Below are 22,732 nucleotides of genomic sequence, written 5' to 3' on the forward strand. Positions count from 1 at the left end.
TAGACAATACGGCGGCGCCCCCGCCGGAATGTACTCCCAGCGGGGGCGCCGTTCGTGAGGCTGGTTACAGACCGAGTTCGACCTCGAACTCGCCCGCCTCCAGGATCGCCTTGACGGCCGTCAGGTAGCGGGCCGCGTCGGCGCCGTCCACCAGACGGTGGTCGTAGGAGAGCGCGACGTACGTCATGTCGCGGACAGCGATCGTCTCGCCGAGGTCCGGGTGGTTCACGACCACCGGACGGCGGACCGTGGCACCGATGCCCAGGATGGCGGCCTGGTTCGGCGGCACGATGATCGTGTCGAACAGCGCACCGCGCGAGCCGGTGTTGCTGATGGTGAACGTCGCACCGGCGAGGTCGTCCGGCGTGATCTTGCTGGCGCGCACGGCGCCGGCGAGCTCGGCCGTCTTCTTCGCGATACCGGCGATGTTCAGGTCGCCCGCACCCTTGATGACCGGCGTCATCAGACCCTTCTCGGAGTCCACGGCGATGCCGATGTTCTCCGAGTCGAAGTACGTGATGGTGCCCTCGTCCTCGTTGATCCGGGCGTTGATGACCGGGTGGGCCTTCAGCGCCTGGGCCGCGGCCTTGACGAAGAACGGCATCGGGGAGAGCTTGACGCCCTCGCGCGCCGCGAACGCGTCCTTCGCCCGGGCGCGCAGCTTCATCAGCTTGGTGATGTCGACCTCGACGACCGAGGTCAGCTGGGCCTGGCCGTGCAGCGCCTTCATCATGTTGTCGCCGATGACCTTGCGCATGCGGGTCATCTTGACGGTCTGACCACGCAGCGGGGACGCCTCCAGCTTCGGAGCCTGCGGCGCGGCCGGGGCGGCAGCGGCGGCGGGCGCCGGGACGGCGGCCCTGGCGGCCTCCGCGGCGGCGATGACGTCCTGCTTGCGGATACGGCCGCCGACGCCGGTGCCCTTGACGGTGCCGAGGTCGACGCCGTTCTCGGCGGCGAGCTTGCGGACCAGCGGGGTGACGTACGCGTCGCTCGCCTCGACGGCGGCGGGCGCGGCGGGCGCGACCGGGGCGGCGGGCGCCGGTGCCGGGGCCGCGGGGGCGGCCGGGGCAGCGGCGGCCGGAGCCGGAGCGGCAGGTGCCGGAGCCGGAGCCGGGGCAGCAGGCGCGGGAGCCGGTGCCGGGGCCGCGGGGGCGGCCGGAGCCTCGGCGGCCGGGGCCGGGGCCGGGGCGGCGGGAGCCGGGGCAGCGGCCGGAGCCGCACCCGGAGCGCCGATGACGGCCAGCTTGGCGCCGACCTCGGCGGTCTCGTCCTCGCCGACCACGATCTCCAGCAGCACACCGGAAGCCGGGGCCGGGATCTCGGTGTCGACCTTGTCGGTGGAGACCTCGAGCAGGGGCTCGTCCTCCGTGACCTCCTCGCCGACCTCCTTCAGCCAGCGGGTGACGGTGCCCTCGGTGACGCTCTCGCCGAGGGCGGGGAGGACGACGTCGGTGCCGGAGGCGGAACCGCCGCCGGACGCGGCCTCGGCCGTCGGGGCCGGAGCCGGAGCGGCGGCCTCGGTGGACGGGGCGGCCTGGGGGGCCTCCTGGGCGGGGGCGGCGGCCGGAGCCGGGGCGGCAGCAGGCGCGCCCGTGCCGTCGTCGATGACGGCCAGCTCGGCGCCGACCTCGACGGTCTCGTCCTCGGCGACCTTGATGGAGGCCAGGACACCGGCGGCCGGGGCCGGGATCTCGGTGTCGACCTTGTCGGTGGAGACCTCGAGCAGCGGCTCGTCGGCCTCGACGCGCTCACCCTCGGCCTTCAGCCAGCGGGTGACGGTGCCCTCGGTGACGCTCTCGCCGAGCGCCGGAAGGGTTACGGAAACCGCCATGGTTTCAGTTGCTCCTTACGGTGGGGTCTCCCCAGCTCGTGCGAAGCACGAGCGAGGGGAAGGTGCGGAAGTGGTCGTCGCGCCCGGACTGATCAGTCGTGGGAGTGCAGCGGCTTGCCGGCCAGGGCCAGGTGGGCCTCGCCGAGGGCCTCGTTCTGCGTCGGGTGCGCGTGGATGAGCTGCGCGACCTCGGCCGGCAGAGCCTCCCAGTTGTAGATCAGCTGCGCTTCGCCGACCTGCTCGCCCATACGGTCACCGACCATGTGGACGCCGACCACGGCACCGTCCTTGACCTGGACGAGCTTGATCTCGCCCGCGGTCTTGAGGATCTTGCTCTTGCCGTTGCCCGCGAGGTTGTACTTCAGGGCGACGACCTTGTCCGCACCGTAGATCTCCTTGGCCTTGGCCTCGGTGATACCGACGGAGGCGACCTCGGGGTGGCAGTACGTCACCCGCGGCACGCCGTCGTAGTCGATCGGGACGGTCTTGAGACCGGCCAGCCGCTCCGCCACCAGGATGCCCTCGGCGAAGCCGACGTGCGCGAGCTGGAGCGTCGGGACCAGGTCGCCGACCGCGGAGACGGTGGGAACGTTGGTCTGCATGTACTCGTCGACCAGGACGTAGCCGCGGTCCATCGCGACGCCCTGCTCCTCGTAGCCGAGACCGGCCGAGACCGGGCCGCGGCCGATGGCGACCAGCAGCACCTCGGCCTCGAAGGTCTTGCCGTCCGCGAGGGTGACGCGCACACCGGTCTCGGTGTACTCGGCCTTCTCGAAGAAGGTGCCGAGGTTGAACTTGATGCCGCGCTTGCGGAACGCGCGCTCAAGAAGCTTCGAAGAGTTCTCGTCCTCGACCGGGACCAGGTGCTTGAGGCCCTCGATGACGGTGACGTCGGTGCCGAAGGACTTCCACGCCGAGGCGAACTCGACGCCGATGACGCCGCCGCCCAGGATGATCGCGGACTGCGGGACGCGGTCCAGCTTGAGGGCGTGGTCCGAGGAGATGATGCGGTTGCCGTCGATGTCCAGACCCGGCAGCGACTTCGGCACGGAGCCGGTCGCCAGCAGGACGTGGCGGCCCTGGATGCGCTGGCCGTTGACGTCGACGGAGGTGGGGGAGGACAGGCGGCCCTCACCCTCGATGTAGGTCACCTTGCGGGAGGCGACCAGACCCTGCAGGCCCTTGTACAGGCCGGAGATCACGTCGTCCTTGTACTTGTGGACACCGGCGATGTCGATGCCCTCGAACGAGGTCTTGACACCGAACTGCTCGGCCTCGCGAGCCTGGTCGGCGATCTCACCGGCGTGCAGCAGAGCCTTGGTCGGAATGCATCCGTTGTGCAGGCAGGTGCCGCCGAGCTTGTTCTTTTCGATCAGTGCGACGTCCAGGCCCAGCTGAGCTCCGCGCAGCGCCGCAGCGTAACCGCCGCTACCACCGCCGAGGATCACTAGGTCGAAAACGGTGCTGGCGTCGTTCGCCACGTCACGTCCTCCATGCATGTGCGCCGTTCGCCGTCGTCGATGACGGGCGGCGGCTGGTGTTCGGCCGCTTAGTCTTCGGCCCTGTGGTGGGGCCCTGTCCTGCCGAGAACCCATCTTCGCACTTGTCGGCGGACGGCGGGACGTGGGGCCGGGGCTTGAGATAGTGAGCTTGAACGCGTTGTGCGGATACCGGGGGGTAGGGGGCGCGCCCGACCGTACCGGGCTTCGCGCCGTGTCCTCGAACTCCCCCACAGCCTGGCGGCCCTGGGCGGGGGACCCCTACGCCCGCCGGACGCAGGTGGGGGTCCCTCCCCCGGCCGCCGGGCCGTAGGGGGAGTGTCCGGGGGCAGAGCCCCCCGGACACACGCGTCAGCCGAGGTCGCCGTCGGCCGTGCGCTCCGCCAGCTTGACCAGCGTGCGGACCGCCGAGCCGGTGCCGCCCTTGGGCGTGTAGCCGTACGGCGCGCCCTCGTGGAAGGCCGGGCCCGCGATGTCCAGGTGCGCCCAGGTGATGCCCTCGCCCACGAACTCCTTCAGGAAGAGGCCGGCCACCAGGCCGCCGCCCATGCGCTCGCCCATGTTGGCGATGTCGGCGGTCGGCGAGTCCATGCCCTTGCGCAGGTCGGCGGGGAGCGGCATCGGCCAGGACGCCTCGCCGACCTCCTCGGCGATCTCGTGGATGGCGGTACGGAAGGCGTCGTCGTTCGCCATGATGCCGAACGTGCGGTTGCCGAGCGCCAGCACCATCGCTCCGGTCAGCGTCGCCACGTCGACGATGGCGTCGGGGTTCTCCTCCGACGCCTTCGTCAGCGCGTCGGCGAGCACCAGGCGGCCCTCGGCGTCGGTGTTGAGCACCTCGACCGTCTTGCCGCTGTACATGCGCAGCACGTCACCGGGGCGGGTGGCCGAGCCGGACGGCATGTTCTCGGCGAGCGCCAGCCAGGCGGTGACGTTGACCTCGAGGCCCAGGCGGGCGGCCGCGACGACGGCGGCGAACACCGCGGCGGCGCCGCTCATGTCGCACTTCATCGTCTCGTTGTGGCCGGCCGGCTTCAGGGAGATGCCGCCCGAGTCGTACGTGATGCCCTTGCCGACCAGGGCCAGGTGCTTGGCGCCCTTGGAGTGCGTGTAGGACAGCTTCACCAGGCGCGGCGGGTTCTGCGAGCCCTGGCCGACGCCGAGGATGCCGCCGAAGCCGCCCTTGGCCAGCGCCTTCTCGTCGAGCACCTGCACCTTGATGCCGTGCTCCTTGCCGGCCGCGGTGGCGATGGCGGCGAAGGACTCGGGGGTGAGGTCGTTCGGCGGGGTGTTGATCAGGTCGCGGGCGCGGTTGATCTCCTCGGTGAGGGCGATCGCGCGCTCGGCGGCGGCCTTGAACGCCTTGTCGCGCGGCTTCGCGCCGAGCAGCGTCACCTCGGCCAGCGGCTTCTTGCCGTTCTTGCCGTTCTCCTGGTAGGCGGTGAACGCGTACGCCCCCAGCAGCGCGCCCTCGGCGATGGCCTCCGCGTCCTCGACCGCCTCTATCGGCAGCGCGAAGGCGGCCTTCTTCGAGCCGGTCAGCGCGCGGGCCGCGCTGCCGGCCGCACGCCGCAGCGCCTCGGTCTCGTACGCCTCGTCCTGCTCGGGCGCCGCGCCGAGCCCGACCGCCAGGACGACCGGCGACTTGATGCCGGCGGGGGCGGGGAGCTTGGTCACTTCGCCCTCGGCACCACTCGCGCCGAGGGTCTCCAGGACGGCGGCGAGCCTTCCGTCGAACGCCTGGTCCACGGCCTCCGCGCCCGGTGCGACCACCGGGCCCTTGGCCCCCTTGGCGACACCGACGACGACGGCGTCGGCGCGCAGCGTCGCCGCGCCGGCAGTGCTGAGAGTGAGAGCAGTCACGGTGGTGAAATCTCGCTTCCGTTGAGTTCCGAGGCCGCAGCGGCCGTACACGGGGATGGATCGGCATCCCCACGCCGGGGAAGAGCCTACGCGCGGTCGTAGGCCTCGCTCACGGCGACGGCGGTTCACTCGTCCGTGGTGTCTCTTTCATCTTTGAGCCAAAGGCCGTGAGAGGTCAGCCACACTCGGGCCGTTCGGGCAAGGGGACGCCGTGTTCCTTTGCATCATCTCCACAGATCCTCCTCGTGCCCGACCGTGCCGGGGAGGGCGTGCAAGGGGGAATCATGGAGTTGCACGGATCACGCATGGGCAGAGCCGCCGCGGCGGTCGTCGCCGCCGCCTCGCTGGCGACGGCGTTCCCGGCGGCCTCGGCCGCCGCACCGCTGCCCCGGATCGATCTGACCGTCCTCGTCGTCGATGACGGCGGCGGCGCGGTCGACGCGATCGTCTCGGAACTGCAGAGCACGGGGGTGCCGTACCGGAAGGTCGACCTGACCGACCCCGGCCGGCCCGTCGTGGACGCCGCGTTCCTGAGCGACACCCTCGACGGCCGGCCGCGCGCGAAGTACCAGGGCGTGGTCGTCCCGGACGAGGACCCGTTCGGCGCGGACACGACCCGGGGGGCGGCCGAGAACACGGCGCTTTTCGCGTACGAGAAGACGTTCGGGATTCGTCAGGTCGACGCCTACACCTGGTCGCATCCGGGGGTCGGCCTGGAGTACGTGGACGCCGGCGGATACGCGGGCGCCCTCGACGGCGCCCCGAGCGCCCTCACCGCGGCCGGCCGCTCCGGCCCCTTCCGCTACCTCGACGGGCCCGTCGCGTTCGAGGACAACTCGCCCACGGTGATGGAGAGTTACGGCTATGCCGGCCGGCCGCGGGAAGGTTTCACCAGCTACCTGGACACGCCCGTCGGCGACGGAACCGCGCGCGGCAGCCTCATCGGCGAGTACGCCCACGACGGACGCCGCGAGCTGGTGGTGACCTTCGCCTACAACCGGCACCAGCGGCAGTTCCGGGTCCTGGCCCGCGGCATCGTCGAATGGCTCACCCAGGGCGTCCACCTCGGGCAGAGCCGTCAGTACTTCTCCGTGCACGTCGACGACGTCTTCGCGCCCGACGCCCGCTGGGACACCGACCGCAACTGCACCCCCGGCGACTTCGACTGCACCGGCGCCGGCGAGGAGACCGCCCCGATCCGTATGACCGCGGACGACGCCGCGTACGCCGCGGCCTGGCAGCGCACCGCCGGCTTCACGCTCGACATGGTGCACAACGCGGGCGCGGGCGAGGAGTGGAGGGCCGAGCACGGAGGCAGCGACCCACTCACCGACCGGCTCCTCGCCGACAAGGCGCAGTACCGCTGGATCAACCACACCTACACCCACCCCTTCCTCGGCTGCGTCCAGGACGTGTCCGTCGTGCCGTGGCAGTGCGCGAGGGACGCCGCGGGCAACACGCGCTGGACCAGCCGCGCCGAGATCTCCGCGCAGATCCGCGACAACCACGACTGGGCCGTGCGCAAGGGCCTCGCCGTCGACCGCACCGAGCTCGTCACCGGCGAGCACTCCGGTCTCAGGACGCTGCCGCAGCAGCCGGTGGACAACCCGAACCTCGCGGGCGCCCTCGCCGACAACGGCGTCACATGGATCGCGAGCGACAACTCCCGGGAACCGCAGCAGCGCCCCGTGGGCGCCGCCCGGACCGTTCCGCGCCACCCGATGAACGTGTACTACAACGTGGGCACCGCGGCCGAGATGACGGACGAGTACAACTGGATCTACACCTCGGCGGCCGACGGGGGCAGCGGCGTCTGCGAGACCGACCCGGCCTCCACCTGCCTGCCCGAGCCGCTCGACACCGCCACCGGCTACGCGTCGTACATCGTGCCGCAGGAGGCGCGCACCGCGCTGGGCCACGTCGTCGCCAACGACCCCCGCCCGCACTACGTCCACCAGTCCAACCTCGCGGAGGAACGTCTCCTCTACCCGGTGCTCGACAAGGTGCTCGCCGACTACCGCGCCCTGTTCGCGCAGAACACCCCACTTGTCAACCCGCGCCAGCGGGACACCGGCACCGAGCTCGCGCGGCGCGCCGCCTGGAGCAGGGCGCTCGCGCAGGGCAGGGTCACCGCGTACCGCATCGGCGGCACCGTGACCGTCAAGGCGCCGTCGGGCGTGGCGGCACCCGTCACCGCGCCGGACGGCACCCGCAGGCAACTCCTTTTGACCACCACGGCGTTCGGCACCGCCTACGCCGGGGCGCGGTCCGCCTGGACCACGCCCGCACCGCTCCAGTCGGCGATCACGCTGAGGCTCCCGTCCTGAGCCGCTGAGCCCTCGACGTATCGACCGCTCGCCGACCGCTGTCCTGGGGGGACGAACCATGCTGAGCTGTGGCCGCCATGTCACCATGCTCACCGAAGGCACCTATCCGCACGTCCACGGGGGCGTGTCCACCTGGTGCGACCAGCTCGTACGCGGCATGCCGGAGGTCGACTTCCAGGTCGTCGCCCTCACCGGCAGCGGGCGCGAGCCGGTCGCCTGGGAACTGCCGTCGAACGTCTACCGGCACACCTCCTTCCCGCTGTGGGGCCCCGAGCCCGCCCGCCGGCGGCTCCCGCGGCGGGAATGCCGCCGCTTCCTCGACATCTACGAACGCTTCCTGCTGTCGCTGCTCGACCCCGCCGCCGGCTGCGACTTCGGCGCGGCACTGGACGAACTCACCGGCTACGCACGCGACGGCCGGCTGACGGCGGCGCTGCGCTCCGAGTCCGTGCTGCGCTCCCTGATGTGGATCTGGACGATGCCGCACCTGGAGATCTCCGCGGCCAGGCCCACCGTGCACGACGCGCTCACCGCCACCGACCTGCTGGAGCACGCGCTGCGCCCGCTGGCGGCGCGGATACCCGACGACGCGATCGCGCACGCCGTCAGCGCCGGGCTCGCCACGCTCCCCGCACTCGCCGCCCAGCACGTCGACGGCGTGCCCTTCCTGCTCACCGAGCACGGCATCTACCTGCGCGAGCGCTACCTCGGCTACCGCGCCCAGGCGCAGCGCGCGCCCGTGAAGACGCTGATGCTGAGCTTCTACCGGGAGCTGAACTCCCTCGGCTACCGGCGGGCGGACCTGATCACCCCCTGCAACCGGTACAACCGGCGCTGGGAGGAGCGGGGCGGCGCGCCCGCGGAGCGCATCCGCACCGTCTACAACGGCGTCGACCCGCACGCCTTCCCCGACGCCGGGCCCGAACCCGACGTGCCCACCCTCTCCTGGGCCGGCCGGATCGACCCCATCAAGGACCTGGAGACGCTGGTCCGCGCGTACGCGATGGTGCGCGCCGAACTGCCCGCCGTACGGCTGCGGTTGTTCGGCGGCGTGCCCGCGGGCGGGGAGGCGTACCGCGTCCGGCTGGAGAAGCTCGCGGCCGAACTGGGCGTCGTGGACGGCATCGCGTGGGAGGGCCGGGTCCGCGACGTGGCGCGCGCGTACGCGGCGGGCAGCGTGGTGCTGCTCTCCTCGATCAGCGAGGGGTTCCCGTTCTCGCTCATCGAGGCGATGTCCTGCGGGCGGGCGACCGTGTCCACGGACGTGGGCGGCGTACGGGAGGCGGTCGGGGACACCGGCCTGGTGGTGCCCCCGCGTGAACCGGCGCTGATGGCCGAGGCGACGCTCGGCCTGCTGAGGGACGCCGGGCGGCGCGCGGAGCTGGGGCGGCGGGCCCGGCAGCGGGTCGTCGACCGGTTCACGCTGACGCGGTCGGTCGACGGCTTCCGCCGCATCTACCGCGAACTGGCCGGCTTCCCGGAACCCGTGGCGCAGCCTCGGTACGCCGAGGCGGTGGCCGGGTGAGCGGTCCCCTGTGGCAGGGGCCGGGGCCGCGGGTCGACGCCCTGCCCGTCCTGCCGCGGCAGCGCGGCGGGACGGCGGCCGACCCGCTGGACGCGCTCGCGGAGCGGCTGCACGACGTGGTCGCCGCGGCCGTGCACCCCGACGAGATCGCGGCGGTGCTCGAGTCCGACGGCATGACGGACGACCACATCCGGCTCACCTACGGGCGCCCGGACTCCTTCACGCTGGCGGAGGAGCTGTACGCCAGGGTTCCCCGCGCCCACCCCGAGCCTCCCGGGCCGCCCGCCGACCCCTGGCAGGTGGGCCTGCTCGGCTGCCTGCTGCGCGGTCTCGTGTTCGCGCTGCCCGGCCTGGCCTACGTCCTGGCCGCGCCGCTCCTCGCGGGAGCGGCCCTGGCGCCGCTGCTCGCGGGCGCGCTGACGGGCTGGACGTGGAACCAGGCGCTGTCCCACCGGGCCTATGCGTGGCTCGGCCTCGGCGACCGGGCCTCGGCCGTCCGCTGCCTGCGCGCCGGCGCCCCGGTGGGGGCCGTGCTCGGCACGGCGGCGGCGCTGCTGTGCACCGGAGCGGGCCAGTGGCCGTCCGCGGTGTTCGCCGCGGTCCAGTCGCTCTACCTGGCGGCGGCGACGCCCCTGCTGGTCCTGGACCGCGAACGGGCCCTGCTCTGCTGCCTGTCGCCCCTCCCGGCGGGCACGGTCCTGGTCCTGCTCCACGAAGCGACACCGCTGTGGGCGCGCACGGGCCTGCTGCTGGCGTCGCTGACGGCGGCCCTGGCGACGGCGACGGCGGTCCTGCGCCCAGCGGCCGGGGCAGGCGCGCGTCTGCGCGGAGTGCTGGGGCGCGTCCGGCGCGGGCCAGGACGCCGGGAACCGCGCGCCCCGGCCGGGCAACGGCCGTACGGGGATGCGGAGCCGGCCGCCGGTGACGGCGGCACGGCCGGGGCGCGGTCCGCGTTCGGCACGCGCCCGGCCACCGGCACGGTGACGCGGCTTCCGGGCGGGAGGTCACGGGGTGCGCTGCGCGGTTTCCGGCACGGGTGGCCCACCTGCCGGCCCGGTGCGGAAGGAGGCCGTCCTGTCGCCGTGGTGGCGGGCAGGCTGTGCTCGATCGCCGGTTGGGCGCCCGTCTCCGAGCGCGCGGGGGACGGCCGCACGGCGGGCGTGCGGCCCGTGTCCGCCGCCGGCGCGCGCCCGGCTCCCGCCGGGGTGCCGCGGGCTTCGGGCGCAGGCCGCCTCTGCCTGCTGAGAGCGGCCCGCAGGAGGCGACCGCCGCTCGCCGCGCCGCGGCTCGTCGCGTCCGTGCCGCACGGGCTGTCCGGGCTCGGCGTCGGGGTCCTCGTCCTGTACACGGCCCTCGGTGACGTCCTCGGCGGGCTGACCGGCGCCGCCGTCGCCGCGCCGTCCGCCGTCGCGCTCACCCTCAGCATGGGGCCCGCCGAGTGGCTGCTGCACCGCTTCCGCAGCGAGACCCTCGCCGGGCTGCGGGCCAGCACCACGGCCCGCGCCTTCTGGCGCACCGCCGCCGCCGTGCTCGCCGAGTGCCTCGCCGGCTACCTCGCCGTCCTGTTCGCGCTCGCGCTCGCCGGGACCCTGCTGTGGCCCGGCGCTCCCGCGCTCGGCGGCGTACGGCTCGCGACGCTGCTCCTCATCGGCACGGTGCTGTGGACCGGACTGCTGCTCCAGTCGTTCGGGGCCGTCACCGTCGCGGCCGGCGTGTGCTGCGCGGCGGCGCTCGTCCAGACCGCGGCGCTCGTCACCGGCACGGGCAGCCCCCGGGCGGCGGGGCTCGCCGTCGCGGCGACGGCGGCGGCCGTCCTCGTCGGACTCGTCTGCGCCCTTCTGGGCCGGGCCACGGCACACCGCGTATGAGCGGACTCCTCGTCCCGTACTACGAGCACCCCGCCGACCGCCCTGCCGCCTGGGACGCCGTCGTCGCGGCCGCGCCCCGCCTCTACGGGGTCGTCCTCAACCCGGCCAGCGGCCCGGGCGCCGCACCCGACGCCGAGTTCGCCGCGGTCGCGGCCCGGCTGCGGGACGCCGGGGTGCGGGTCGTGGGCTACGTGGACACCGACTACGGCCGCCGCCCGCACGCCGCCGTCCTCGCCGACCTCCTGCGCCACCGCGACTGGTACGCCACGGACGGCGTCTTCCTCGACCAGGTCGCCTCCGGCCCGGAGGCCCTGCCCCACTACGGTCGCATCGCCGTCGCCGCCCGCGCGGCGGGCGCCACGACCGTCGTCCTCAACCACGGCGTCCACCCCGACCCCGCCTACGCCGAACTGGCCGACCTGCTCGTCACGTTCGAGGGCCCCTGGGACGCCTACCGCACGGCGGGTGTCCCGTCCTGGACGTCCGCGCACCCGCCGGAGCGGTTCTGCCACCTGGTCTACGCGGCCCCGCCCGACGCCCGCGCGGGCGCGGCGATCCACTGCGTGGTCCCGGGCACGGGCGCCCATCCGTGGGGCACGCTCCCGCACGCGCTGGCGCCCTCCGCCTACCGGCCGAGCGGGTGACCCAGCGTCAGCACGATCAGCGCGGCCGTCGCCGCCGTCTCCGCCAGGGCGCCGAACACGTCGCCCGTCACCCCGCCGAAGCGGCGCACGCAGTGCCGCAGCAGCACCTGCGCCGCGGCCAGGGCCGCGAGGACCGCGAGGGCCGCGTGCGGGGCACCGTACGGGCCGGTCAGCGCGCCCGCGCCCGCCGCGCACCCCGTCACCAGCGCCGCCACCGCGAACGCGAGGCGTGCGGGGACGGACTCCGCGACCGCCGCGCCGAGGCCCTCCGGGCGCGCCGCCGGGACGCCCGTGCGGGACGCGAGGGTCAGGGCCAGGCGGGCCGTGACCGCCGACAGGGCCGCCGCGCCCGCCCCGAGCGCCCAGCTCTGCGCGTACAGCGCGCTCAGCGCCGCGACCTGCGCCAGCAGCACGAAGAGCAGTGTGATCACGCCGAACGGGCCGACGTCCGACTGCTTCATGATCCGCAGCGCGTCCTCGGCGGGCTTCCCGCTGCCCAGGCCGTCCGCCGTGTCGGCCAGCCCGTCCAGGTGCAGTCCGCGCGTGAGCACGGCCGGTACCGCGGCCGTGGCGACCGCGGCGAGCAGCGGCCCCAAGCCGAGCAGGAGCAGGACGCCGCCGAGCGCCGCGGCGCACAGGCCCACGAGCAGGCCGGCGAGCGGCGCGCACAGCATTCCGGTGCGCGCGGCGTCGCGGTCCCAGCGGGTCACCCGCACGGGGAGCACGGTCAGCGTGCCGAAGGCGAAACGCACGCCATGCAGAGCAGTCACCGCGCGAGGGTAGCCCGACGCCTGAGAAGCTGAATCGCCCATAACGCGCAAACCGGAAGCGGGTGGCATGGGTCACTGGTTCTATGACAACTTCGTCGAGCCGGGAAAGCTCCCGATGCTGCTCGCGCTGGCCTCGTTCGTCATCACGTTCCTCGTCACGCGCACGGTGACCCGGATGATCCGCGCGGGCCGCGGGCCCTTCAGGAACGTGGCTCCGGGCGGCATGCACATCCATCACGTCGTGCCCGGCGTCATCCTCGCCGTGGTCGGCGGGTTCGTGTCCCTCGGCGGCGACCGGCGCAGCGTCACCGCCTGCGTCGGCGCCGTCATCTTCGGGGTGGGCGTGGGGCTCGTGCTCGACGAGTTCGCGCTGATCCTCCACCTCGACGACGTCTACTGGACCGAACAGGGCCGCCAGAGCGTCGAGGTGGTCGTGCTCGCCGCGGCCCTCGCGCTCCTCGTGCTCGCCGGCTCGTCGCCCCTCGGGGTCAACGACCTCACGCCCGACGAACGGCAGAACCGCGCCTCGCTGATCCTCACCCTGGTCGGCAACTTCCTCCTGGTCATCGTCACCCTCTTCAAGGGCAAGCTGCGGATGGCCATGATCGGCGTCCTCGTCCCCTTCGTCGCCGTCGTCGGTGCGGTACGGCTCGCCCGGCCCGGCTCACCGTGGGCCCGCCGCGTCTATCGCCGCCGGCCCCGCGCCCGCGCCAAGTCCGTGCTGCGCGCCACCCGCCACGACCGGCGCTGGGGCGGACTGCGCCGGCGGTTTCAGGACCTGATCGGCGGCGCGCCCGACCGGCTGCCGACCCGCAGACACTGACGGCGCCGCCGCAGCAGCGCGTCCACCCCGCACACCAGCAGCACCGCGCCGATCGCCGCCAGGTGCTCCTTGCCCGCCAGGTTCGGCTTGACGATCACTTCGACGATCATCGCCACGACGACCAGACCGGCCGTGACCCATGCCCCGTAGCGGTAGCAGACGAACACCGCGAGCCCGACCACCGCCGCCGACGGCCCCGTGTCCACGATCCGCGCGTCCGAGGCCGGCAGCCCGAACGGCACGTGGGGGCCCACCGCGACACCGATCCGCGCGTACGTCGTCCCGGCCAGCGTCGACAGGTACGCGACGACCAGCGTGCGCCACCGCCCCAGAGTCAGCTCCGCGATGCCGAACACCAGCAGGATCTGCGCCAGCGCACCCCACACGGGCAGGTCCAGCGCCGGCACGAACAGCGACAGCGGTGTACGCAGCAGGGCGAGCCACAGCGGGTCCTCGGCCCGGACGAAGCCGATGTCGTGGACCAGCCGCAGGCCGCCGGGCCGGTGCTGGAGCACGTAGAAGAAGGCGGTGAGCCCGACGGAGGCGAGGGTGAGCGCGATCGCCCGCCACCGCCCCCGGACGAGTGCGGCACGGACCGTCGCGTACAGCGCGCCCCACTCACGGCGCGCGAACGCGGCAACGGACGCCGTGCTCACCGACCGGCCTCCGGACCACGGGGGCGCAGCCTCCCCCAGACTTCGCCCGGGGGAACCCCCAGCAGTCTCGGGGCCTTCAGGAACCCCTCGGCGCGTGCGGCTGCGACGCCGATGCGCAGCAGGTCGGCGCTCTTCTCGAAGAGCATGAATCGCGGCTCCCAGATCGGTCGGTACTTGGCGTTGGCCCGGTAGAGGGACTCGATCTGCCACCAGCGGGAGAAGAAGCCGAGCAGCGAACGCCACAGCCTCAGCACCGGTCCCGCACCGAGCTTCGAGCCCCGTTCGAAGACCGACCTGAACATCGCGAAGTTGAGCGACACGTGAGTGATCCCGATCTCTCCGGCGCGCTGGAGGAGTTCGATGACCATGAACTCCGTCAGTCCGTTCTCCGCCTCGCGGTCGCGCCGCATGAGATCCAGTGACAGCCCCTTCGGCCCCCAGGGCACGAAGCTCAGCAGCGCCTTGAGCTCGCCCTCGCCGTCCGTGCACTCGAGCATCACGCAGCGCCCGTCCGCCGGGTCGCCGAGCCGCCCCAGCGCCATCGAGAAGCCGCGTTCGGTGGCGCCGTCGCGCCACTCGTCGGCACGCCGCAGCAGCTCCCGCATCTCCGGCTCGGGGATGTCCTCGTGGCGGCGGATCCGCACCCGGTACCCGGCGCGGCGGACCCGGTTGTAGGCCTGGCGCACGGAGCGCATCGCCCGGCCCTCCAGCATGGTGCGTTTTCCCGGGAGTTGACCCCCGGACCCCCATTCGGCCGTTTCGACGATCGCCTCGTCGCCGAGTTCGAGGGCGTCCATGCCGTGCCGGGCGTACACGGTGCCCGCTTCCTCGCCCGCTCCCATCACCGCCGGGATCCAGCCGTGCTCGCGGGCCTCGGCCAGCCAGGGCTCGATCGCGCCGGGCCACGCCTCCGGGTCGCCGATCGGGTCGCCCGACGCGAGCGAGACCCCGCCCACCACGCGGTACGCCACGGCCGCCTTGCCTGTCGGCGACCACACGACGCTCTTCTCGCGGCGCAGCGCGAAGTAGCCCAGCGAGTCCCGCTCGCCGTGCCGCTCCAGCAGGGCGCGCAGTCTCGCCTCGTCGTCCTCGGTGAGCGGGTCGACGGCCCGGCGCGAACGGAACGCCGCGTACAGCACGGCGAGAAGCAGCAACGTGGCCATGACGTTGATGACGACGTCCACCCAGCCGGGCGTGGTGATCTGGGGGAAGCGCTCCTCGTCGCCGGCGATGGACACGAGCCGCATCGCTCCGTGGCGCCAGCGCTCCAGGAAGGCCGAGCTCTGGGGGGAGGTGTTGGTGACGGTGACAAGACCGGTGGCGAGCAGGGAGGTGACCAGCAGTCCGCCGACGGCGACGGCTGCGGCCAGCTTCGGGTTGGAGCGGTCGCCCTTCGCGTAGAACTCGCGACGGCCGAGCAGCAGCGCGGCCATGAAGGCGGCACTGAGCGAGAGGGAGATCCAGTTCTGGGCGTGCTGCCGGATCTCGGGGTAGGTCATCGCGACGGCGAACAGCAGCAGGAACACCCCGCCGAGGACGAGGTTCAGGATCCACGCTGCCCGTTTGCGGCGCCGCATGGTGATGGCCAGGAAGAGGGTGAACACGCCCGAGGCGAAGCCCGCGGTGAGCAGGTAGGGGGTGAAGTAGTTGTCGGTGTTGTGGCGGCGCAGGTCCTGGCCGAAGGCCACCCACACGGCGCTCAGGAAGTTGAGGAACGTCACGACCCGCAGGTACCAGACGGCGCATGCCGCGCTGCGTCGTGTGCGTGCGGTACTGCGCCTGGACTCTTCACCGGACGAACGGACTTCTCCCATGAAACAGGATCATATGGGGCATTGCGGGTCATGCAGGGTCGTGCTGCGGCCGCCGTCCTGTCGGCGGCCGCGTCCGCCGGTCCGTCAGCCCGTCCCGCTCGTGTCGTCGTCGCCGTCCGCCGCGCCCGTCCCGGGCTCCCGCTCGGGGAGCTCCGCCGCGAAGGCGGCGGCCGCCTGGACCAGGGGGAGAGCGAGCAGTGCCCCCGTTCCCTCGCCGACCGTGACGCCGTGGTCGAGCAGCGGGGTGAGCGCCAGCCGGTCCAGTGCCTTCGCCTGCGCCGGCTCGCCGCTGAGCTGACCCGCGAGCCACCAGTCCGGTGAACGGAACGCTGCGCGCTGGCCCACGAGAGCGCACGCCGCCGCCACGACACCGTCCAGGACGACCGGCATCCGGCGCACCGCGCACTGCAGGAGAAAACCGGTCATCGCGGCCAGGTCGGCGCCGCCGACGGTCGCGAGCAGCTCCAGCTGGTCGCCCAGCACCGGCCGCGCCCGGCGCAGCGCGTCGCGGATCGCCGCGCACTTGCGCATCCAGGCCAGGTCGTCGATCCCGGCCCCGCCGCGACCGGTGACGACGGACGCGTCCGTGCCGCACAGCGCGGCGATCAGGGTGGCGGCGGCCGTGGTGCCGCCGACGCTGAGGTCGCCGAGGACGACCAGGTCCGTGCCGGAGTCGGCCTCCTCGTCGGCGATCGCCATGCCGAGGCGTACGGCCTGCTCGGCCTCCTCGGCGGTCAGCGCGTCCTCGATGTCGATACGTCCGCTGCCGCGCCGCACCCGGTGCTTCACGACGTCCTCGGGCAGCAGCCCGGGATCGCAGTCCAGTCCGGCGTCGACGATCCGCACCGGCACGCCGGAGCGGCGGGCCAGCACGGCGACGGGGCTCACGCCCTCCAGCACGGCCCGCACCAGCTCGTGCGCGGTACCCGACTCCCGCCCGGACACGCCCAGTTCGGCGACGCCGTGGTCGCCGGCGAACAGCACGACGCGCGGCTGCTCGATGGCCCTGACGGGAACGGCGGCCTGCGCGGCCGCGAGCCACTCACCCAGCTCGTCGAGCCGCCCCAGCGAACCGGGCGGCACGACCAGCCGCTCCCGCCGTTCCTCGGCGTCGCGCCGGATGCCGCTGTCGGGGCGCTCGATCAGATCGGAGAAGTCGTCGAGATTCAGCCTGCTCATTCGCCGAACAGTACCGTTTCCCCACCCCGCCCCTTCCCGTAACCGGGGGCTCCGCCCCCGGACCCTCCCCCTACGGCCTGGCGGCCGTGGGAGGTGCCCCCAGCGGGGCTGGATTTCGCTGCGCGAAATCAGCCCGTCCGGCGTTTGAGGACACCGCGCGAAGCGCGGTACGGGGTCCGGGGCTTGCCCCGGTTCGGGAAGGGGCGGGGTGGGGAAAGGCGCCCCTCGCCGCAGCGGCGCACACGCCCCCGCCCGCCCCGCGTCCCGGGCGGAGCCCCCGGAAGGGCTCAGCCCCGCAGGGGCAGCACCTGCCCCGCGACCACCAGCAGTACGTGCTCGCACTCCTCGGCGAACGCCGCGTTCAGGCGCCCCAGTTCGTCGCGGAACCGGCGGCCCGACGGCGTCGCCGGGACCACGCCCGAGCCGACCTCGTTCGTGACCGCGACCACCGTCCGGCTCGTCTCCCGCACCGCGGCCACCAGTTCGGCCGTCCGCGCGCGCAACGTCCGCTCGCCGTGCGCCGCCCACTGCGCGTCGTCCCACGCCTCCGCCCGGTCCATCGCGTCGGTCAGCCACAGAGACAGACAGTCGATCAGCAGCGGCGGCCCGTCCTCGCCGAGGAGCGGCGCCAGGTCGCACGTCTCGGTCGTACGCCACGAACCCGGCCGCCGCTCGCGGTGCGCGGCCACCCGCGCCGCCCACTCGGCGTCACCGTCGCGGCGCCCGCCGGTCGCGACGTAGAGCACGTCCGGGAAAGCCTCCAGCCGCCGCTCCGCCTCCAGCGACTTGCCCGAACGGGCCCCGCCGGTCACCAGCGTGCGCCGGGGCACGTCCGGGACCGCGTGGTACTCGCCGACGATCAGCGTCGTCCCGTCCGGCACCGCCCGCGCCCCCGCGGCCGCCAGCCGCCGCGCCAGCTCGGGACCGCCGGGCACGTCGTGGTCCAGATGGACGGCGATCACGTCGGTCGTGGAGCCGATCGCCCCCGCGGCCCGCAGCCGCGCCACCGCGTCGGGCCGCCCCACGACGTCCGCGACGACCATCTCGTACGCCGCGAGCCCCTCGGCCAGACCGGCCGACGCCGCGCCCGGCGGCAGGTACAGGAGCCGCTCGCCCTCCGGCGACGTCACCTCGTATCCGGTGCCGGGATTGTCCACCGGCACCGCCCGCACCCGGTGACCGCTGATCAGCGTCAGCTCCCGCCCGTCCGGGACCCGGCCGGCCGCCGGCAGCCCGGCCGGGAGGTCGACGGCGGGCCCGTCGTGCGGATGGGTCAGCAGCACCTGGCGTACGCCGACGAGCGAATGCCCCGCCCGCGCCGCCGCCAGCGCGGCGCCGGGCGTGAGGTCGAGCAGCAGTGCGCCGTCCACGAGCAGGGCGGTGGCGGCCCGTGCCTCGGTGCCGCGAGCGGTCGCGCAGACGGCACACGGGCAGTCGGGACGGGGGAGTCCGGCGGGCGCGCCGGTGCCGAGCAGAGTCAGTTCCACGTCCCTGATCCTCCCGCGTCCCCCCGGCGGGTGCGCGCCCGGCTACGCTGCGGGCAGCAAACTGATCAGCTGCCAGGACCCGGAGGCGCACATGGCATGGACGTGGCGGTTCGAGAAGTCCGACGGTACGGAGGTGCAGCCGGCCGTGGAGCCGGAGGAGTTCACCACCCAGGGCGACGCCGAGTCGTGGATCGGTGAGCACTGGAAGGAGCTCCAGGAGGGCGGGGCGGACCAGGTGGTGCTGTCGGAGGACGGGTCGAAGATCTACGGCCCGATGAGCCTCCACGCGTCGTAGCCCCGTAGCGGACGGCGCACCGGGCCGCGCCGAGGGCGTGGCCCGGCCCGCACGTCGTCGGCCATCGCGCGGCCTCCGGGCGCGACGGTCCCGGGCCGACGTCAGATCTCGCCCAGCGTGACCTCCGCCGTGCGCTGCGACCCGCCCCGTTCGTACGTCACCGTCACCTCGGCGCCCGGCCGCTGCGAGGCCAGCGCCTCCGCCAGCGACGTGATGGTCGTGATCTCCTCGTTCCCGAGCTTGGTGATGACGTCGCCGGCCCGCAGCCCGGCCCGCTCCGCGGCGCCGCCCGCCACGACCTCGACCACCGCCACACCGGTCGGCGTGTAGTCGTCGTCGAGGACCGTACGGCCCGTGATGCCGAGCGCGGCCCGGCCCGAGTCCGTGACCCGGCCCGTCCTGATGATCTGGTCGGCCACCGTGCGCACCGTCGAGACCGGGATGGCGAAGCCGATGCCGGGCGCCTGGCCCTCGCCCAGCGCGGGATCCGTCGCGGCGAGGGTGGGGATGCCGATGACCTCGCTCTCCATGTTGACCAGCGCGCCCCCGCTGTTGCCCGGGTTGATCGCGGCCGAGGTCTGCACCATGTTGGCGATCGTCGCCCCGGTCCCGCCGTCCCGGGCGGTCTCGCTCACCGTCCGGCCGACCCCCGAGACGATGCCCTGGGTGACGCTGCTGGACAGCCCCAGCGGCGAGCCCATGGCCAGCACGATGTGCCCGACCTGGACCGTGGAGGAGTCGCCGAACTTCGCCGCCTTCAGTCCGTCGGGCACGGACTGAAGGCGGATGACCGCGAGATCCTGTTCCGGGTACGAGAAGACCAGCCGCGCCGTCGCCGGTGCCTCGCCCGTCGCCAGCGTCACCCGGAACGACCGGGCGTCGCCCACCACATGCGCGTTCGTGACGATGTGCCCCTTGTCGTCGTAGACGACCCCGGAGCCGAGATTCTCACCCGCCTCGATCTGCACGACCGACGGGAGCACGTTCTCGATGACGGTCAGGTAGTCGTCCTCCAGCTCGTTCGCGGCCGTCGGAGCCATGGCGTGCGCCGCGTCCCGGGCCGACGGCGCGGACGGCCGCGGTGGTGACGCCTGCGAGCAGCCGCCGAGGAGCACGGCCACGCAGAGCACAGCCGTGGCGGGCAGCGGAAGGCGGCGTGGCGGACGGCGGTGCGGGGATGCGCTCATGCCCGGAGTATCCCTTTTGTCACTCCGGGGGTGCCCGCCGGGAGCCGCCGATCAGGGGCGCCGGCCACGGCGCTCAGGGCCTGCGGGGCCCAAGGGCCGAGGCACCCGCGGCGTACGGCCTGCGGGGCTGGAGGGCCCGCAGGCCCCGCTGGAGGCCCGTCGCGCTCAGGCCCGCCGCACTCCGCACAGGTGCAGCAGCGCCGCCACCCGCCGGTACGGGTCGGCGCGCCCCGCCCGCTCCTCCACGGCGAGCAGCTGCTGGAGCTCCTCCGCCGGGGGCAGTTCGACGTCGTTTCCGACGTTGTCCGTGAAGACCCGCACCCCGTACCACGCGTGCAGCGGAGCGTTGATCCCCTCGAGCGTCTCCGTCAGCGCCGCCAGCCGGTCGGCCCGTACGGTCAGCCCGAGCCGGTTCGTGTACATGTCCGTGTCGAACGCGGCCCTGGTGGCCGGCCAGTCACCGGCCAGCCCGGGCCGCATCGCCAGCGCGTCGCCGTTGCGCACGAGCAGGGACAGCAGACCGCCCGGCGCCAGCATCCGCGCGAGGCCGGCGAGCATGGCGTCCGCATCGGCGACGTACATGAGCACGCCGTGGCACAGCACCACGTCGAAGCTGCCCGGCAGGAAGTGGACGCCGGTGTCGCGCCCGTCGCCCTCGATCAGCCGGACCCGCTCGCGGATCCCGGCCGGTTCGCCGACGAGCGCCTCACGCGCCGCCTTCAGCATGACCGGGTCCGACTCCAGGCCCGTGACCGTGTGCCCGGCCCGCGCCAGCCGCAGCGCCTGCGTGCCCTGGCCCATGCCCACGTCGAGCACCCGCAGCCGCTGCCCGACCGGGTACCGGCCGGAGATCTGCTCCTCCAGCTGACGGGCGACGAGCTCCTGTCGCACGGTGTTGCGCAGTCCGCCCGCACCCGCGAGCCACTCGGCCGACGCCCTGGCGAACCCCGAGGGCTCGGCGGAGTACGTGCTCAGGGCCGCTCTCCGCGCTTGACCTGCGGCTTGGGAAGGCGCAGCCGGCGCATCTGGAGCGTACGCATCAGGCCGTACGCGACAGCGCCGCGCTTCGGCTCGTTCGGGAAGCGCTCGCGCAGCTGCTTCTTGAGCCGGATCGCCAGACCGATGGAGTCGATGACGATCAGCACGATCACACCGAGCCACAGCAGCAGAGCGATGTTCTGCAGCTGGGCGACCCGGATCATGCTCAGCACGAGGATCACCACCGCGAGCGGCAGGAAGAACTCGGCGATGCAGAAGCGGGAGTCGACGAAGTCGCGCACGAAGCGCCGCACCGGACCCTTGTCACGGGCCGGCAGATAGCGCTCGTCACCGCTGGCGAGGGCCTCGCGCTGCTTGGCCAGGTCCGCACGGCGGGCCTCGCGCTGGCGCTTCATCGCCTCCTTGCGGTCCAGCGGTGGACTGGACGCACGGCGGCGCTGGCCCTGGGCCTCACTGCGCTTCGGCGTCGGGCGGCCCTTGGGGGCCTCGGGGTCGCGGGGCTGCTTGGAGAGGTCCGCCGTCACCTTTTCGGTGGGGGCCTTCTCTTCCTTGGAACGGCTACGGAACACAAAGCCCAAGGGTACGGGGTGCCAGGCATGGACCCCACCCCCGCGGGGAACGATCCCGCAACGGCATGCGTCCGTAAAGGACACAAGCACCACAGAGCGGACGGCGCGTGACGGGCCCCTGACGATCACCTACTCCTTGGGCGGGATCGGAGCCGTTCGCAGTCGTCCTTGGGGAGGAGCGCATCCGCACTCGAACAGTGCGGTAATGGATGCAGGGCCCGTACTGTGGGTTCTGTTGGAGTGGTGGAAGCCGAGTCCGTCAGAAGGGGGCGCGCGAAGCCCATGAGCGGTGTCATGAAGCGTATGGGGATGATCTTCCGCGCGAAGGCGAACAAGGCCCTTGACCGGGCCGAGGACCCGCGCGAAACCCTCGATTACTCGTACCAGAAGCAGCTGGAGCTGCTGCAGAAGGTCCGCCGCGGAGTCGCGGACGTCGCCACGTCCCGCAAGCGCCTCGAGCTCCAGCTCAACCAGCTCCAGGGCCAGTCCGCCAAGCTGGAGGACCAGGGCCGCAAGGCGCTGGCGCTGGGCCGCGAGGACCTGGCGCGCGAGGCGCTCTCCCGCCGGGCGGCGCTCCAGCAGCAGGTGAGCGACCTGGAGACCCAGCACCAGACGCTGCAGGGCGAGGAGGAGAAGCTCACGCTCGCCGCGCAGCGGCTGCAGGCCAAGGTCGACGCCTTCCGCACGAAGAAGGAGACGATCAAGGCGACGTACACCGCGGCCCAGGCGCAGACCCGGATCGCGGAGTCCTTCTCCGGCATCTCGGAGGAGATGAGCGACGTCGGTGTCGCCATCCAGCGCGCCGAGGACAAGACCGCGCAGCTCCAGGCGAGGGCGGGCGCGATCGACGAGCTGCTCGCCTCCGGCGCCCTCGACGACCAGTCGGGCCTGGCGAAGGACGACATCCAGGCCGAGCTCGACCGTCTCTCCGGTGGCACGGACGTCGAGCTGGAGCTCCAGCGTATGAAGGCCGAGCTGGCCGGCGGCCCGGCGCAGCAGCAGGCGATCGAGGGCGGCGCGGGCCGTCAGGACGCGACGCCGCAGCAGCAGAGCACTCCGAAGTTCGACAAGCAGTAGTCCCACACGAGACGAGGACTCGTCATGATCGTACGGATCATGGGGGAGGGACAGCTGGAGGTGGCGGACAGCCACCTCGCGGAGCTGAACAAGCTCGACGACGAGCTGCTCGCGGAGATGGAGAGTGGTGACGGCACCGGCTTCCGCCGGACGCTGCACGCCCTGCTCGAAAAGGTCCGCGAGTTCGGCGAGCCGGTGCCCGACGCCTCCCTGGAGCCGTCCGAGCTGATCCTTCCCACGCCGGACGCGACGCTGGAGGAGGTCCGGGAGCTGCTGGGCGAGGACGGTCTGATCCCCCCGCCCCCGGAACCGGAGT

18 protein-coding genes and 1 pseudogene are annotated in these 22,732 nt (G+C 73.4%); 8 read left to right on the forward strand and 11 right to left on the reverse strand.

Features of this window, described 5'->3' with window-relative positions:
* Nucleotides 1–64: 64 nt before the first annotated feature.
* From sucB to ACWD0A_RS28550, 3 genes are all read right to left on the reverse strand, one after another.
* Nucleotides 65–1,834: a 2-oxoglutarate dehydrogenase, E2 component, dihydrolipoamide succinyltransferase gene (gene sucB / locus ACWD0A_RS28540; protein WP_451302676.1), complete on the reverse strand. Its 1,770-nt coding sequence runs from the start codon at nucleotides 1,832–1,834 to the stop codon at nucleotides 65–67.
* Between the two features lie 92 nt (nucleotides 1,835–1,926).
* A complete protein-coding gene (gene lpdA / locus ACWD0A_RS28545) occupies nucleotides 1,927–3,315 on the reverse strand; it encodes a dihydrolipoyl dehydrogenase (RefSeq protein ID WP_307715876.1) in 1,389 nt (462 codons plus the stop codon).
* Nucleotides 3,316–3,684: 369 nt separating this feature from the next.
* Complete coding sequence (locus ACWD0A_RS28550; RefSeq protein ID WP_451302678.1) at nucleotides 3,685–5,196, reverse strand: leucyl aminopeptidase; 1,512 nt, start codon at nucleotides 5,194–5,196, stop codon at nucleotides 3,685–3,687.
* A 284-nt stretch (nucleotides 5,197–5,480) separates the two neighbouring features.
* Between ACWD0A_RS28550 and ACWD0A_RS28555 the strand changes: the two genes are divergently transcribed.
* From ACWD0A_RS28555 to ACWD0A_RS28570, 4 genes are read left to right on the forward strand one after another with little or no spacing between them, the layout of a single operon-like run.
* Nucleotides 5,481–7,523, forward strand: coding sequence for a hypothetical protein (locus ACWD0A_RS28555; protein ID WP_451302680.1), 2,043 nt, complete (start codon nucleotides 5,481–5,483; stop codon nucleotides 7,521–7,523).
* A gap of 58 nt (nucleotides 7,524–7,581) precedes the next feature.
* Nucleotides 7,582–9,048, forward strand: coding sequence for a GT4 family glycosyltransferase PelF (gene pelF / locus ACWD0A_RS28560; protein ID WP_451302682.1), 1,467 nt, complete (start codon nucleotides 7,582–7,584; stop codon nucleotides 9,046–9,048).
* Nucleotides 9,045–10,916 carry a hypothetical protein gene (locus tag ACWD0A_RS28565; RefSeq protein WP_451302684.1) on the forward strand — a complete coding sequence of 624 codons (1,872 nt, stop codon included), beginning with the start codon at nucleotides 9,045–9,047 and terminating at the stop codon, nucleotides 10,914–10,916. Before pelF ends, ACWD0A_RS28565 begins: the two co-directional genes overlap by 4 nt.
* The gene (locus ACWD0A_RS28570) at nucleotides 10,913–11,560 is read left to right on the forward strand and encodes a spherulation-specific family 4 protein (protein WP_451302686.1); all 648 of its coding nucleotides are present in this window, start codon (nucleotides 10,913–10,915) and stop codon (nucleotides 11,558–11,560) included. The genes ACWD0A_RS28565 and ACWD0A_RS28570 overlap by 4 nt, the downstream gene beginning before the upstream one ends.
* Here ACWD0A_RS28570 and cobS read toward each other — a convergent pair.
* Nucleotides 11,542–12,330, reverse strand: a complete 789-nt coding sequence (gene cobS, locus ACWD0A_RS28575) for an adenosylcobinamide-GDP ribazoletransferase (RefSeq protein WP_451302688.1) — start codon at nucleotides 12,328–12,330, stop codon at nucleotides 11,542–11,544. The genes ACWD0A_RS28570 and cobS overlap by 19 nt on opposite strands.
* 67 nt (nucleotides 12,331–12,397) lie before the next feature.
* On the opposite strand from cobS, the gene ACWD0A_RS28580 reads away from it, so the two are divergent.
* Nucleotides 12,398–13,153: a hypothetical protein gene (locus ACWD0A_RS28580; RefSeq protein ID WP_451302690.1), complete on the forward strand. Its 756-nt coding sequence runs from the start codon at nucleotides 12,398–12,400 to the stop codon at nucleotides 13,151–13,153.
* On the opposite strand, the gene ACWD0A_RS28585 is transcribed toward ACWD0A_RS28580, so the two are convergent.
* The 4 genes from ACWD0A_RS28585 to ACWD0A_RS28600 all read right to left on the reverse strand — a co-directional run bounded on the left by ACWD0A_RS28585 (nucleotide 13,102) and on the right by ACWD0A_RS28600 (nucleotide 18,289).
* Nucleotides 13,102–13,809, reverse strand: coding sequence for a hypothetical protein (locus tag ACWD0A_RS28585; RefSeq protein WP_451302692.1), 708 nt, complete (start codon nucleotides 13,807–13,809; stop codon nucleotides 13,102–13,104). The two genes, ACWD0A_RS28580 and ACWD0A_RS28585, sit on opposite strands and share 52 nt — an antisense overlap.
* Complete coding sequence (locus tag ACWD0A_RS28590) at nucleotides 13,806–15,623, reverse strand: phosphatidylglycerol lysyltransferase domain-containing protein (protein ID WP_451302694.1); 1,818 nt, start codon at nucleotides 15,621–15,623, stop codon at nucleotides 13,806–13,808. Before ACWD0A_RS28590 ends, ACWD0A_RS28585 begins: the two co-directional genes overlap by 4 nt.
* A gap of 84 nt (nucleotides 15,624–15,707) precedes the next feature.
* Nucleotides 15,708–16,802 carry a nicotinate-nucleotide--dimethylbenzimidazole phosphoribosyltransferase gene (gene cobT / locus ACWD0A_RS28595; RefSeq protein ID WP_451302696.1) on the reverse strand — a complete coding sequence of 365 codons (1,095 nt, stop codon included), beginning with the start codon at nucleotides 16,800–16,802 and terminating at the stop codon, nucleotides 15,708–15,710.
* A 287-nt stretch (nucleotides 16,803–17,089) separates the two neighbouring features.
* The gene (locus ACWD0A_RS28600; protein ID WP_451302698.1) at nucleotides 17,090–18,289 is read right to left on the reverse strand and encodes a bifunctional adenosylcobinamide kinase/adenosylcobinamide-phosphate guanylyltransferase; all 1,200 of its coding nucleotides are present in this window, start codon (nucleotides 18,287–18,289) and stop codon (nucleotides 17,090–17,092) included.
* Nucleotides 18,290–18,380: 91 nt separating this feature from the next.
* Between ACWD0A_RS28600 and ACWD0A_RS28605 the strand changes: the two genes are divergently transcribed.
* A complete protein-coding gene (locus ACWD0A_RS28605; protein ID WP_177153585.1) occupies nucleotides 18,381–18,584 on the forward strand; it encodes a hypothetical protein in 204 nt (67 codons plus the stop codon).
* Between the two features lie 101 nt (nucleotides 18,585–18,685).
* Here the strand turns inward: ACWD0A_RS28605 and ACWD0A_RS28610 are convergent, their stop codons facing one another.
* From ACWD0A_RS28610 to ACWD0A_RS28620, 3 genes are all read right to left on the reverse strand, one after another.
* Nucleotides 18,686–19,771: a S1C family serine protease gene (locus tag ACWD0A_RS28610; protein WP_451302700.1), complete on the reverse strand. Its 1,086-nt coding sequence runs from the start codon at nucleotides 19,769–19,771 to the stop codon at nucleotides 18,686–18,688.
* Between the two features lie 165 nt (nucleotides 19,772–19,936).
* Nucleotides 19,937–20,662: a class I SAM-dependent methyltransferase gene (locus ACWD0A_RS28615; protein ID WP_451302702.1), complete on the reverse strand. Its 726-nt coding sequence runs from the start codon at nucleotides 20,660–20,662 to the stop codon at nucleotides 19,937–19,939.
* Nucleotides 20,663–20,742: 80 nt separating this feature from the next.
* Nucleotides 20,743–21,339 (reverse strand): DUF3043 domain-containing protein, encoded by a 597-nt coding sequence (locus ACWD0A_RS28620; protein ID WP_177153582.1) that lies wholly within the window; start codon nucleotides 21,337–21,339, stop codon nucleotides 20,743–20,745.
* Nucleotides 21,340–21,621: 282 nt separating this feature from the next.
* Between ACWD0A_RS28620 and ACWD0A_RS28625 the strand changes: the two genes are divergently transcribed.
* On the forward strand, nucleotides 21,622–22,416 hold the full coding sequence (locus ACWD0A_RS28625; protein WP_451302704.1) for a PspA/IM30 family protein: 795 nt from the start codon (nucleotides 21,622–21,624) through the stop codon (nucleotides 22,414–22,416).
* A gap of 24 nt (nucleotides 22,417–22,440) precedes the next feature.
* Nucleotides 22,441–22,713: pseudogene (gene pspAA, locus ACWD0A_RS28630) on the forward strand (PspA-associated protein PspAA); the annotation flags it as partial.
* Between the last annotated feature and the right edge of the window lie 19 nt (nucleotides 22,714–22,732).

The organism is Streptomyces sp. NPDC002867, from assembly GCF_053591895.1.